Consider the following 11,698-nt stretch of genomic DNA (forward strand, 5'->3'; position numbering starts at 1 on the left):
TTCTGCCCCACCGCCCCCGCGGCGCGGTTCTGTTGGAGCATGGTTGTCCCTGGCACCGGGCCCGTCCGTACCTCGTCACATCGGGTCGCTGTGGGTTGTCGGTGGCGTCACGTAGGCTCGCAGGTAGCCGGGCACGAGTGATCCGTGTAGAGGGAGGGGGCCCACGTGCTCATCGACACCTACGGCCGAGTGGCCACCGATCTGAGGGTCTCGCTGACCGACCGGTGCAATCTGCGCTGCACCTACTGCATGCCCGAGGAGGGTCTGCAGTGGCTGGCCAAGCCCGACCTGCTCACCGACGACGAGATCGTCCGCCTCGTCGACATCGCCGTCACCTCCCTCGGCATCGAGGAGGTCCGCTTCACCGGCGGCGAGCCGCTGCTCCGTCCCGGCCTCGTCGGCATCGTCGAGCGCGTCGCCGCCCTGGAACCCCGCCCGCAGATGTCCCTCACCACCAACGGTATCGGGCTGAGGCGTATCGCGTCCGCCCTGAAGGAGGCGGGCCTGGACCGGGTCAACGTCTCCCTGGACACGCTCCGCCCGGACGTCTTCAAGACCCTCACCCGCCGCGACCGCCACCAGGACGTCCTCGACGGCCTCCACGCGGCCCGCGAGGCCGGCCTGACCCCGGTGAAGGTCAACTCGGTCCTGATGCCGGGGCTCAACGACGACGAGGCCCCCGACCTCCTCGCCTGGGCCGTGGAGCACGACTACGAGCTGCGCTTCATCGAGCAGATGCCCCTGGACGCCCAGCACGGCTGGAAGCGCGAGGGCATGATCACCGCCGGGGACATCCTGGCCTCCCTGCGCACCCGCTTCGAGCTGACCCCCGAGGGCGACGAGGCGCGCGGCTCCGCACCGGCCGAGCGCTGGCTGGTCGACGGCGGCCCGCACCGCGTCGGCGTCATCGCCTCCGTCACCCGCCCCTTCTGCGCGGCCTGCGACCGCACCCGCCTGACGGCCGACGGACAGATACGCACCTGCCTGTTCGCCACCGAGGAGACCGACCTCCGCGCAGCCCTCCGCTCCGACGCCCCCGACGAGGAGATCGCCCGCGTCTGGAAACTCGCGATGTGGGGCAAGAAGGCGGGAGCGGGCCTGGACGACCCGACCTTCGTCCAGCCGGACCGTCCGATGTCGGCTATCGGGGGCTAGCTGCAATCCCCCAAAGGGGCGCGGGGAACTGCGCGATCAACCACGACGGCGCCGCAGCCGCGGGAATCACGCACGCCCTCTGCGCCGATGGCACTCAAATGCCCCGCGCTTCCCATTCCTCCAGAGGAACAACCTCCTTCAGGAACCCCCGCACCCCCAGGAACTGGGACAGATGCTCCCGATGCTCCTCGCAGGCAAGCCACGTCTTCCGCCGCTCGGGCGTATGAACCTTCGGGTTGTTCCAGGCAAGCACCCAAGCGGCAGCCGCACGGCAACCCTTGGCGGAACAGATCGGTGTCTCGGGGTCGGGGAGCATCACATCCCTGACCCTAACCCGCCCGAAAAAGGCGACGCCGAGCAGCCACGGGGGGAGCTGCCCGGCGTCGGTCCGTCGCTCCGACGGGGGATGCGGAGCGCGTACGAAGTATGTCACGGGTCACCCCGCCCCCGGCACCGGAACAACATGATTGATCTGAGCTTTTCCTGAGCTTGGCGGGTAAGTGCCTTCCGCTTCCCGCGGCCCGCGCTCACGCCCCGATCTTCACGGCCCCTCGGGCCGCTCCGTTCGTGCGCCCGGCGCCGCCTGTGACGCCACATCTTCCGCATCGGGTTCCGCGGAACCGTCATTCGTCCGCGACGGCGCGATCATCGGTTTCATCGGCGTCGTCACGAAGGTCGACGGCAAGGACGGCGCGTTCTCGCGCCCGGCGTTGGCGATCACCACCGCGACGTACGGCAGGACCGCCCCGAGCACCAGCGCCACGATCGCGACGTGCCGCTCCACGTTCCACAGCGTCGCCGCGAGGATGACCGAGATCGTACGGACGGCCATCGAGATCACATACCGGCGCTGCCGCCCCCGTACGTCCTCTTGGAGGCCCGTCCGGGCACCGGTGATCCGGAACACCTGGGCGCTGCCACCGCCATGCTGCTTCCGCATCACATTCCACCATCCGCCCGCATCGGACCTTCCCCGTACCTGACCGGCCGCCGCCCCGTTCCGTGACACCGGGTCCGGACATGTCCACGTTACGCCGCGCCCGGCCGGGTCACGAGAGCGGGTCGCCCCGCCCCGTGGCGCACCGTCTGCGCCGTAGTGCGTACGGCATGTCCGACATGCGGCGTACCGCGTCTCGGCCGACACTGGCCGTAATGCTCGCGTCAAGCCGTACGAGGAGGCAGTCATGGGCTGGTTGTGGGCGATCATCGTGGGATTCGTGCTCGGTCTGATCGCCAAGGCGGTGATCCCCGGCAAGCAGCACCTCCCGCTGTGGCTGGCCACCATCTGCGGCATGATCGGCGCCGTCGTGGGCAACGCCATCGCACGGGGCTTCGGGATCGAGGAGACGCGGGGCATCGACTGGGGCCGGCACATCTTCCAGCTGGGCGCGGCGATCGTCGTCGTCCTGCTCGCGGAGATGCTGTACACCGCGATGCAGCGCAGGAAGCACGAGCGGCAGCGGGTCTGACCCGGCACATACGGCGGCGATGACGGCGTACGGCGAGGCGTTCTCCGGCGTACGGCGAAGGGGCGGCCTCCGGCGCACGCCGGAAACCGCCCCGCACCGGTCCGTCGGCTCAGCCGGCCGTGACCTCCACCGCCGCCAGGTTCTTCTTGCCCCGGCGCAGCACCAGCCAGCGCCCGTGCAGCAGGTCCTCCTTGGCGGGGACGGCGTCCTCGGCGGTGATCTTGACGTTGTTCACGTAGGCGCCGCCCTCCTTCACCGTGCGCCGCGCGGCCGACTTGCTCGGCACCAGACCGACCTCGGCGAACAGGTCGACCACCGGGGCCGGCTCGGTCACCTTGACGTGCGGCACCTCGGAGAGCGCCGCCGCCAGCGTGCGGTCGTCCAGCTCGGTCAGCTCGCCCTGGCCGAAGAGGGCCTTGGACGCGGCGATCACGGCGGCCGTCTGGTCCGCGCCGTGCACCAGCGTCGTCAGCTCCTCGGCCAGCGCGCGCTGCGCGGCGCGGGCCTGCGGACGCTCCTCCGTCTGCCGCTCCAGCTCCTCCAGCTCCTCACGGGACCTGAAGGACAGGATCCGCATGTAGCCGGAGATGTCCCGGTCGTCCGTGTTCAGCCAGAACTGGTAGAACGCGTACGGCGTCGTCATCTCCGGATCGAGCCAGACGGCGCCGCCCTCGGTCTTGCCGAACTTGGTGCCGTCGGCCTTCGTCATCAGCGGCGTGGCGTAGGCGTGGGCGACGGCGCCCGGTTCCAGCCGGTGCAGCAGGTCCAGTCCGGCCGTGAGGTTGCCCCACTGGTCGCTGCCGCCCTGCTGCATCGTGCAGCCGTAGCGCCGGTAGAGCTGGAGGAAGTCCATCGCCTGGAGCAGCTGGTAGCTGAACTCCGTGTAGCTGATGCCCTCGGAGGACTCGAGGCGCCGGGCGACCGAGTCCTTCGTCAGCATCTTGTTGACGCGGAAGTGCTTGCCGATGTCCCGCAGGAACTCGATCGCGGACAGCCCCGCGGTCCAGTCCAGGTTGTTGACCATCGTGGCCGCGTTCTCGCCCTCGAAGGACAGGAACGGCTCGATCTGGCCGCGCAGCCGCTCGACCCAGCCCGCGACGGTCTCCGGCGGGTTCAGCGTGCGCTCGGCGGTCGGGCGCGGGTCGCCGATCTGGCCCGTGGCACCGCCGACCAGCGCCAGCGGCCGGTGACCGGCCTGCTGGAGCCGGCGCAGGGTGAGCACCTGCACCAGGTGCCCCACGTGCAGCGACGGCGCGGTCGGGTCGAAACCGCAATAGAACGTGACGGGACCGTCCGCGAGCGCCTTGCGCAAAGCGTCCTCGTCAGTGGACTGGGCGAACAGCCCGCGCCACTTCAGCTCGTCGACGATGTCCGTCACGGTTCTCGTGTCTCCTCGATGATCTTCGGCCGGTCGGGTGACAGCCGATTGCGACGCCTACGAGGTTATACGCCCTGGCTGACAGAGCTCATATTGAAATCGGGGACGCGCAGCGCGGGCATCGCCGCCCTGGTGAACCAGTCGCCCCACTCCCTGGGCAGCGTCTTCTCCGTACGTCCGGCCTCCGTGGCCCGGCCCAGCAGGTCCACCGGCGACTCGTTGAACCGGAAGTTGTTCACCTCACCGGTGACCTCACCGTTCTCGACGAGGTAGACGCCGTCCCGGGTCAGGCCGGTGAGCAGCAGCGTCGCCGGGTCGACCTCGCGGATGTACCACAGGCAGGTCAGCAGCAGCCCCCGCTCGGTGGCCGCGACCATCTCCTCGAGGGAGCGGTCGTCGCCCCCGTCCAGGATCAGGTTGTCGATCCCGGGCGCCGTCGGCAGCCCGGTCAGACCCGCGCCGTGCCGGCTGGTGGTCAGGTGCTTCAGCTCGCCCTCGCGGATCCACTCCGTCGCCGACAGCGGCAGCCCGTTGTCGAACACCGACTGGTCGCCGCCGGAGGAGTGGGCGATCACGAACGGCGCCGACTCCAGGCCCGGCTCGTCCGGATCGCTGCGCAGGGTCAGCGGCAGCCCGGTCAGCCGCTCGCCGACCCGGGTGCCGCCGCCCGGCTTGGAGAACACCGTGCGCCCCTCGGCCGCGTCCCGTCCCGAGGCCGACCAGAGCTGGTAGATCAGCAGGTCCGCCACCGCGGTCGGCGGCAGCAGCGTCTCGTACCGGCCCGCGGGCAGCTCGAGGCGCCGCTCGGCCCAGCCCAGCCGTACGGCCAGCTCCGCGTCGAGCGCCGCCGGGTCGACGTCCTTGAAGTCCCGCGTGGAGCGTCCCGCCCACGCCGACCGCGTACGGTCCGGAGACTTGGCGTTCAGCTCCAGCGTGCCGTTCGGCTGGTCGTGCCGCAGCCGCAGCCCCGTCGACGTGCCGAGGTAGCTGGAGACCAGCTCGTGGTTGGCGAAGCCGTACAGCTCCCGGCCACCGGCACGCGCGCGTGCGAACGCCTCGCCCAGCGCCGGGGCGAAGTCCGCGAACACGGCGGAGGAGGTCTCGGCGGGCACCTCGGTGAACTCGGGCGACGGGGCCACCCCCGTGACCAGCGGCTGCGCGTCCTCGGCCGGGCCCGCACCCCGCGCGGCGGCCTCGGCGGCCCGCACCAGCGGCTCCAGCTCGTCCACGGTCACCGCGGACCGGGACACCACTCCCGAGGCGGTGCCCCGCGCGCCGTCCACCGTGGCGATCACGGTGAGCGTGCGCCCGCGCGTGACACCGTTCGTGGTGAGCGCGTTGCCCGCCCAGCGCAGATTGGCGGTCGAGTGCTCGTCGGCGATCACGACACAGCCGTCGGCCCGGGACAGTTCGAGCGCCCGCTCGACGATCTCGTGCGGCTTGTTCGTACGCGCGCTCATCGACCGGCCTCCTGCGTGGTGTTCGGACTGTGCTTTCCCGGGGGACGACCCCCGGACCCCCAGCCGATCCCCGTGCTGACGCTCATCGACCGGCCTCCTGCGTGGTGTTCAGAATGTTGACTCCCTTGAACAGGGCGGACGGGCAGCCGTGCGAGACCGCCGCGACCTGCCCCGGCTGCGCCTTGCCGCAGTTGAAGGCACCGCCCAGGACATACGTCTGCGGACCGCCGACCGCCGCCATGGAACCCCAGAAGTCCGTGGTCGTGGCCTGGTAGGCGACGTCCCGCAGCTGCCCCGCGAGCCGCCCGTTCTCGATCCGGTAGAAGCGCTGCCCGGTGAACTGGAAGTTGTACCGCTGCATGTCGATCGACCAGGACCGGTCCCCGACGACGTAGATGCCCCGGTCCACGCCCCCGATCAGGTCCTCCGTCGACATCCCGGCCGGATCGGGGCGCAGCGACACATTGGCCATACGCTGCACCGGCACATGGCCGGGGGAGTCCGCGAACGCGCACCCGTTGGACCGCTCGAACCCGGTCAGCCTCGCGATCCGCCGGTCGAGCTGGTAGCCGACCAGCGTGCCGTCCTTCACCAGGTCCCAGGACTGCGCCTCGACGCCCTCGTCGTCGTAGCCGACGGTGGCGAGCCCGTGCTCGGCGGTGCGGTCACCGGTGACGTTCATCAGCTCGGAGCCGTACCGCAGCTTGTTGATCAGGTCGAAGGTGGCGAACGAGGTCCCGGCGTACGCCGCCTCGTAGCCGAGCGCGCGGTCCAGCTCGGTGGCGTGCCCGATGGACTCGTGGATGGTCAGCCACAGGTTGGACGGGTCCACCACCAGGTCGTACAGCCCCGCCTCGACGCTCGGCGCCCGCATCTTCTCCGCGAGCAGCTCCGGAATCCGCCCCAGCTCGTCGTCCCAGTCCCAGCCGGTGCCCGTCAGGTACTCCCAGCCCCGGCCGACGGGCGGCGCGACGGTGCGCATGGAGTCGAACTCACCGCTGGAGTCGTCGACGGACACGGCCGTGAACACCGGGTGCAGCCGCACCCGCTGCTGCGTGGTCACGGTCCCGGCGGTGTCGGCGTAGAACTTGTTCTCGTGCACGGTGAGCAGCGAGGCGTCGACGTGGTCCACCCCGTTCGCCGCCAGCAGCCGTGCGCTCCACTCGGCCAGCAGCCCGGCCTTCTCCTCGTCGGGCACGGCGAACGGATCGATCTCGTACGACGACACCCAGGTCTTCTCGGAGTGCACCGGCTCGTCGGCCAGCTCCACCCGCTCGTCGGACCCCGCCGCCCGGATCACCTGCGCGGACAGCTTCGCCATCGCCACCGCCTGCGAGGCGACCTTGGCGGCGGCGTCCAGGGTCAGGTCCACCCCGGAGGCGAATCCCCAGGTCCCGCCGTGCACCACGCGCACCGCGTAGCCGAGGTCGGTGGTGTCCGACGACCCCGCCGGCTTGGCGTCCCGGAACCGCCAGGACGCGTTGCGCACCCGCTCCAGGCGGAAGTCCGCGTGCTCCGCCCCGAGCGCCCGCGCGCGTGCGAGCGCGGCGTCGGCGAGGGCCCTCAGCGGCAGTGCCAGAAACGACTGATCGACCTCATGGGCCACGAGTGGCCTCCCCTTCTCACCATCGCGAGATGTGCTCATCCGTCAGCAGTGAACCATGCGGTGCACAGGGGTTCTCAACTTCCTCCGGAACAACGGTTGTTCACCGTTTGGTACATGTCCCGTCGCTGTCCGTGCGCGGAGCCGCCGTACGTTCGGGAGCGCCGGTCCGAACGGTCATTCGGACAGCCCGACTCAAGGAGTGCGTATGCGTATGCGTCGTGTGGCCGCCCTGGCGGCCGCGACCGCCGGTCTTCTGACGGCCCTGTCCGCCCCCGCCGCGGTCGCCGACGGCTCCAAGGCCAGTGCCGGCGGGCTGACGGCCTGCAACCACCGCGCGCAGGACATCACCGTGGAGTTCCCGCTGCGGGGCGGCTTCAGCACCTACATCATCGACCCCGGCACCTGCCTGGACACGGGTCTGGGCAGCGGCCGGGCGAGCGAGCAGGCCGTGGCGTACGCCCACTACAGCGGCGGGCACAAGCTCGCCGTGGACCACTTCTTCTTCGACAGCCGGTCCTGGTACACCCGCCACGTGTACTGAGCCGAAGCGTTCCGGGAGCGCTCCCATCGGATGGTCCGGTCCGGCGGGAGCGCTCCCGCGCGTCCGGCCCCGCGCGGCCACCCGGGCGCGGGACGTACGGGGGAGCCCCGCGCACCTGTGACCGGGCGGTGCGGCTTTCTGTAGGGACCCGACAGAGGCGGTGCGAAGGTGCTGTGGGTGGCCGATCGCTCGGATCGGCCCCGGTACCGATAGGTTTTCGCTGTACCAGACCGCTATTGAAAGGGTGACCCGATGAGCCGCTCGGTTCTCGTCACCGGTGGAAACCGGGGTATCGGCCTCGCCATTGCCGGCGTCTTCGCGGAGGCGGGCGACAAGGTCGCGATCACGTACCGTTCCGGTGAGCCGCCCCGGGTGCTCACGGAGCAGGGTGTCCTGGCGGTCCGGTGCGACATCACCGACCCCGAGCAGGTGGAGCAGGCCTACAAGGAGATCGAGGAGGCGCACGGCCCCGTCGAGGTGCTCGTGGCCAACGCCGGTGTCACCAAGGACCAGCTCCTGATGCGCATGTCCGAGGAGGACTTCACCTCGGTCGTCGACACCAACCTCACCGGCACCTTCCGGGTCGTCAAGCGCGCCAACCGCGGCATGCTGCGCGCCAAGAAGGGCCGCGTCGTGCTGATCTCCTCGGTGGTCGGACTGCTCGGTTCCGCGGGGCAGGCGAACTACGCCGCCTCCAAGGCCGGCCTGGTCGGCTTCGCGCGCTCCCTCGCCCGTGAGCTGGGTTCGCGCAACATCACTTTCAACGTCGTCGCGCCCGGTTTCGTCGACACCGACATGACCAAGGTGCTCACCGACGACCAGCGGGCGAACATCGTGTCGCAGGTGCCGCTCGGCCGGTACGCGCAGCCGGAGGAGATCGCCGCGGCGGTGCGGTTCCTCGCGTCGGACGACGCCTCGTACATCACTGGAGCCGTCATCCCCGTTGACGGCGGACTGGGAATGGGTCACTGAACGACATGAGCGGAATTCTCGAGGGCAAGCGCGTCCTGATCACCGGTGTGCTGATGGAGTCCTCCATCGCCTTCCACACCGCCAAGCTGGCCCAGGAGCAGGGCGCCGAGATCATCCTGACCGCGTTCCCGCGGCCCACCCTGACCGAGCGCATCGCCAAGAAGCTCCCCAAGCCCACCAAGGTCATCGAGCTCGACGTCACCAACGACGAGCACCTGGGCCGGCTGGCCGACGTGGTCGGCGAGGAGCTCGGCGGCCTCGACGGCGTCGTGCACTCCATCGGCTTCGCGCCGCAGGACGCGCTCGGCGGCAACTTCCTGAACACGCCGTTCGAGTCGGTCGCCACCGCCATGCACGTCTCGGCGTACTCCCTGAAGTCGCTGACCATGGCCTGCCTGCCGCTGATGCAGAACGGCGGCTCGGTCGTCGGCCTCACCTTCGACGCGCAGTACGCCTGGCCGCAGTACGACTGGATGGGCCCGGCCAAGGCCGCCCTGGAGGCCACCAGCCGCTACATGGCCCGTGACCTGGGCAAGCAGAACATCCGCTGCAACCTGATCTCCGCGGGCCCGATCGGCTCCATGGCCGCCAAGTCCATCCCGGGCTTCGGCGAGCTGGCCTCCGTGTGGGACAGCCGCTCCCCGCTGGAGTGGGACCTGAAGGACCCGGAGCCGGCCGGCCGGGGTGTCGTCGCCCTGCTGAGCGACTGGTTCCCGAAGACCACGGGCGAGATCGTCCACGTGGACGGCGGTCTGCACGCCATCGGCGCCTGACCGGACGCCTTGCCGAGGGCCCGCATCCCGTACGGGGGTGCGGGCCCTCGCGTCGGCCCGGCCCGGCCGACGGAGGTCAGCCGACGGAGGGCGGACCGAACAGACCCGGACGGCACACGAACGGATAGGCGGCGGCCTCCTCGGCCGCCGTCGCCGCGTCACCCGCGCGGATCGCGTCCACCAGCCGGCCGTGGTCCATGTGCATCTCCGGGGTCATGCCCTCGCCCACGTCGCCGCGCAGCCAGTCCCGCAGCACCTCGCTCAGGTCCGCGTACATCGCGGTCATCACGTCGTTGTGCGAGGCGGCCACGACCGCCAGGTGGAACGTGGCGTCCGCCGCCACGAACGCCTCCGCCTCACCCGACTCCCAGGCCTCCTCCCGGCGCAGCAGCAGGGTGTCGATCTGCTTGAGGTCCTTCTCCGTGCGCCGCTCGGCGGCCAACCGCGCCGCCGCCGACTCCAGGGTCGAACGCAGCTCGGCGATGTGCCGGGGGTCGGCGTCGGCGAAGCGGCGGTGCATCACGCCCGCCAGCTCACTCGTGGCCACCACATACGTGCCCGAGCCCTGGCGGATGTCCAGCAGCCCGTTGTGCGCCAGCGCGCGGACGGCCTCGCGGACCGTGTTGCGGGCCACCCCCAGCTGCTCCACCAGCTCCGGCTCGGTGGGGATGCGCGCGCCGACCGGCCACTCGCCCGAGGTGATCTGGGCGCGCAGGGCGGCGATGACCTGCTCGGACAGGGCCGAACGACGGGGATGGCTCAACGGCATGACACACCTTCGCACGACAGGGGCGCCGCGCGGCGGCCACGGCATGGACAACCAATCATCCTATGATTCTATGATGGGCTTCATGGCTAGTGAGGAAAACCGGACGATCACGTCCACGACCGTACGTACGTCGGCCGCGTCCGGAGTCCGGACCGCCCCCGGGGCCGGGGCCGGGGCCACGCGCGCGTGGCGGACGCGACTGCTCGTCGTCGGCATCGTGCTGGCCGCGCTCAACCTTCGCCCCGCCATCACCAGCCTGGGCGCGTTGCTGGAGGAGGTCCGCGACGGGCTCGGCATGAGCGGGAGCGTGGCCGGACTGCTCACCTCCGTGCCCCCCTTGTGCTTCGCCGTCTTCGGCGTCACCGCGCCGCGGCTGGCCCGCAGGTTCGGCGCGGGCGCGGTGGTCTGCGCCGGCATGGTCGCCATCGGCGCCGGCCTGCTGATACGCCCGTACGTGGGAGGCACGGCGGCGTTCCTGGCCACCAGCGCGCTGGCGCTGATGGGCATCGCCGTCAGCAACGTCCTGATGCCGGTCATCGTCAAGCGCTGGTTCCCCGACCGGGTCGGCTCCATGACCGGCCTGTACTCCATGGCCCTCGCCCTGGGCACCGCCACGGCGGCGGCCGTGACCGTGCCGCTGACCGACGCGCTGGGCGGGAACTGGCACTCGGGCCTCGCCCTGTGGGCGGCCCTGGCGGCAGCCGCCGTACTGCCGTGGCTGCCCTTCGTACGGGCACGGGAACCGGAGCACGACGGGGTGCGTGCCGGACGGGACACTCCCGCCGGGGCGCCGGTACGGCTGCGTGTCACCCGCAGCCGTACCGCCTGGGCGCTGGCCGTCTTCTTCGGGCTCCAGGCCACCGCCGCCTACATCACCATGGGCTGGATGGCGCAGATCTTCCGGGACGCGGGCGTCCCCGCAGGCACGGCCGGGCTGCTCCTCGCGGTCATCATGGTGATGGGCGTACCGCTGGCCTTCGTCATCCCGCGCCTCGCCACCCGGCTGCCCCACCAGGGCCCGATCGTGCTCGCGCTGGGCGTCAGCGGCCTCGTCGGATACGCGGGTCTGTACTTCGCGCCGGCCGCCGGTGCCTGGGCCTGGGCGGTGCTGCTGGGCATAGCGAACTGCGCCTTCCCGCTGGCGCTCACCATGGTCGGGATGCGCGCCAGGACCGGCGCGGGCGTGGCCCAGCTGTCGGCCTTCGCCCAGAGCACCGGCTATCTGATCTCCATCCCCGGCCCGCTCCTGGTGGGCGTCCTCTACCAGCACAGCGGCGGCTGGGGCCTGCCGATCGCCCTGATGGCCGCCCTGATGATCCCCCAGATGATCGTAGGCGTCCTGGCAGGCCGCCCCCGCACGGTGGAGGACGAGGCAACAGCCCCTTAGGAGCGCGAGGCCGTGCTGCTATGCGGCTCCGCCGCGTGGGCGCGAAGGAGGCCCGGGCCTGAAGGGGCGCGGGGAACTGCGCGAAGGGGGTCTGGGCCTGAAGGGGCGCGGGGAACTGCGCGAAGGGGGTCTGGGCCTGAAGGGGCGCGGGGAACTGCGCGAAGGGGGTCTGGGCCTGAAGGGGCGCG

General features: G+C 71.0%; 12 protein-coding genes. 6 read left to right on the plus strand and 6 right to left on the minus strand.

Annotation, left to right across the window (positions count from 1 at the left end):
- Window positions 1–165: 165 nt before the first annotated feature.
- Entirely contained in the window at window positions 166–1,155 is a 990-nt protein-coding gene (gene moaA / locus ACFV5H_RS35730; RefSeq protein WP_385057569.1) for a GTP 3',8-cyclase MoaA, read from the plus strand.
- Between the two features lie 94 nt (window positions 1,156–1,249).
- Here moaA and ACFV5H_RS35735 read toward each other — a convergent pair whose 3' ends face one another.
- Window positions 1,250–1,471: a hypothetical protein gene (locus ACFV5H_RS35735; protein WP_385057571.1), complete on the minus strand. Its 222-nt coding sequence runs from the start codon at window positions 1,469–1,471 to the stop codon at window positions 1,250–1,252.
- Between the two features lie 225 nt (window positions 1,472–1,696).
- Window positions 1,697–2,095: a DUF3099 domain-containing protein gene (locus tag ACFV5H_RS35740; protein WP_385057567.1), complete on the minus strand. Its 399-nt coding sequence runs from the start codon at window positions 2,093–2,095 to the stop codon at window positions 1,697–1,699.
- 244 nt (window positions 2,096–2,339) lie between these two features.
- On the opposite strand from ACFV5H_RS35740, the gene ACFV5H_RS35745 reads away from it, so the two are divergent.
- Complete coding sequence (locus ACFV5H_RS35745) at window positions 2,340–2,624, plus strand: GlsB/YeaQ/YmgE family stress response membrane protein (RefSeq protein WP_085572613.1); 285 nt, start codon at window positions 2,340–2,342, stop codon at window positions 2,622–2,624.
- Window positions 2,625–2,733: 109 nt separating this feature from the next.
- Here the strand turns inward: ACFV5H_RS35745 and tyrS are convergent, their stop codons facing one another.
- The 3 genes from tyrS to ACFV5H_RS35760 all read right to left on the minus strand — a co-directional run bounded on the left by tyrS (window position 2,734) and on the right by ACFV5H_RS35760 (window position 7,068).
- The gene (tyrS, locus tag ACFV5H_RS35750; RefSeq protein ID WP_385057565.1) at window positions 2,734–4,002 is read right to left on the minus strand and encodes a tyrosine--tRNA ligase; all 1,269 of its coding nucleotides are present in this window, start codon (window positions 4,000–4,002) and stop codon (window positions 2,734–2,736) included.
- Between the two features lie 65 nt (window positions 4,003–4,067).
- Window positions 4,068–5,462, minus strand: coding sequence for a metallopeptidase TldD-related protein (locus ACFV5H_RS35755; RefSeq protein ID WP_385198919.1), 1,395 nt, complete (start codon window positions 5,460–5,462; stop codon window positions 4,068–4,070).
- Window positions 5,463–5,544: 82 nt separating this feature from the next.
- Entirely contained in the window at window positions 5,545–7,068 is a 1,524-nt protein-coding gene (locus tag ACFV5H_RS35760) for a TldD/PmbA family protein (RefSeq protein ID WP_385057562.1), read from the minus strand.
- Between the two features lie 205 nt (window positions 7,069–7,273).
- On the opposite strand from ACFV5H_RS35760, the gene ACFV5H_RS35765 reads away from it, so the two are divergent.
- The 3 genes from ACFV5H_RS35765 (at window position 7,274) to fabI (ending at window position 9,354) form a co-directional block, all read left to right on the plus strand.
- On the plus strand, window positions 7,274–7,609 hold the full coding sequence (locus ACFV5H_RS35765; protein ID WP_385057560.1) for a hypothetical protein: 336 nt from the start codon (window positions 7,274–7,276) through the stop codon (window positions 7,607–7,609).
- A gap of 252 nt (window positions 7,610–7,861) precedes the next feature.
- The gene (gene fabG / locus ACFV5H_RS35770) at window positions 7,862–8,581 is read left to right on the plus strand and encodes a 3-oxoacyl-[acyl-carrier-protein] reductase (protein ID WP_385057558.1); all 720 of its coding nucleotides are present in this window, start codon (window positions 7,862–7,864) and stop codon (window positions 8,579–8,581) included.
- Between the two features lie 5 nt (window positions 8,582–8,586).
- Window positions 8,587–9,354: an enoyl-ACP reductase FabI gene (gene fabI, locus ACFV5H_RS35775; RefSeq protein ID WP_073937432.1), complete on the plus strand. Its 768-nt coding sequence runs from the start codon at window positions 8,587–8,589 to the stop codon at window positions 9,352–9,354.
- Window positions 9,355–9,430: 76 nt separating this feature from the next.
- On the opposite strand, the gene ACFV5H_RS35780 is transcribed toward fabI, so the two are convergent.
- Entirely contained in the window at window positions 9,431–10,123 is a 693-nt protein-coding gene (locus tag ACFV5H_RS35780; protein ID WP_385057556.1) for a FadR/GntR family transcriptional regulator, read from the minus strand.
- An 82-nt stretch (window positions 10,124–10,205) separates the two neighbouring features.
- On the opposite strand from ACFV5H_RS35780, the gene ACFV5H_RS35785 reads away from it, so the two are divergent.
- On the plus strand, window positions 10,206–11,510 hold the full coding sequence (locus tag ACFV5H_RS35785; protein ID WP_385198921.1) for a CynX/NimT family MFS transporter: 1,305 nt from the start codon (window positions 10,206–10,208) through the stop codon (window positions 11,508–11,510).
- Window positions 11,511–11,698 lie beyond the last annotated feature (188 nt).

Source organism: Streptomyces sp. NPDC059787, from assembly GCF_042732315.1.
GTDB lineage: Bacteria > Actinomycetota > Actinomycetes > Streptomycetales > Streptomycetaceae > Streptomyces > Streptomyces atrovirens.

Excerpts from the sequence above, each read along its gene's own strand:
- fabI (WP_073937432.1), top strand. The coding sequence starts at position 8,587 with ATGAGCGGAATTCTCGAGGGCAAGCGCGTCCTGATCACCGGTGTGCTG.
- ACFV5H_RS35765 (WP_385057560.1), top strand. The coding sequence starts at position 7,274 with ATGCGTATGCGTCGTGTGGCCGCCCTGGCGGCCGCGACCGCCGGTCTT.
- ACFV5H_RS35755 (WP_385198919.1), bottom strand. The coding sequence starts at position 5,462 with ATGAGCGCGCGTACGAACAAGCCGCACGAGATCGTCGAGCGGGCGCTC.
- ACFV5H_RS35735 (WP_385057571.1), bottom strand. The coding sequence starts at position 1,471 with ATGCTCCCCGACCCCGAGACACCGATCTGTTCCGCCAAGGGTTGCCGT.
- ACFV5H_RS35785 (WP_385198921.1), top strand. The coding sequence starts at position 10,206 with ATGGCTAGTGAGGAAAACCGGACGATCACGTCCACGACCGTACGTACG.
- fabG (WP_385057558.1), top strand. The coding sequence starts at position 7,862 with ATGAGCCGCTCGGTTCTCGTCACCGGTGGAAACCGGGGTATCGGCCTC.
- ACFV5H_RS35745 (WP_085572613.1), top strand. The coding sequence starts at position 2,340 with ATGGGCTGGTTGTGGGCGATCATCGTGGGATTCGTGCTCGGTCTGATC.
- ACFV5H_RS35780 (WP_385057556.1), bottom strand. The coding sequence starts at position 10,123 with ATGCCGTTGAGCCATCCCCGTCGTTCGGCCCTGTCCGAGCAGGTCATC.
- ACFV5H_RS35740 (WP_385057567.1), bottom strand. The coding sequence starts at position 2,095 with ATGCGGAAGCAGCATGGCGGTGGCAGCGCCCAGGTGTTCCGGATCACC.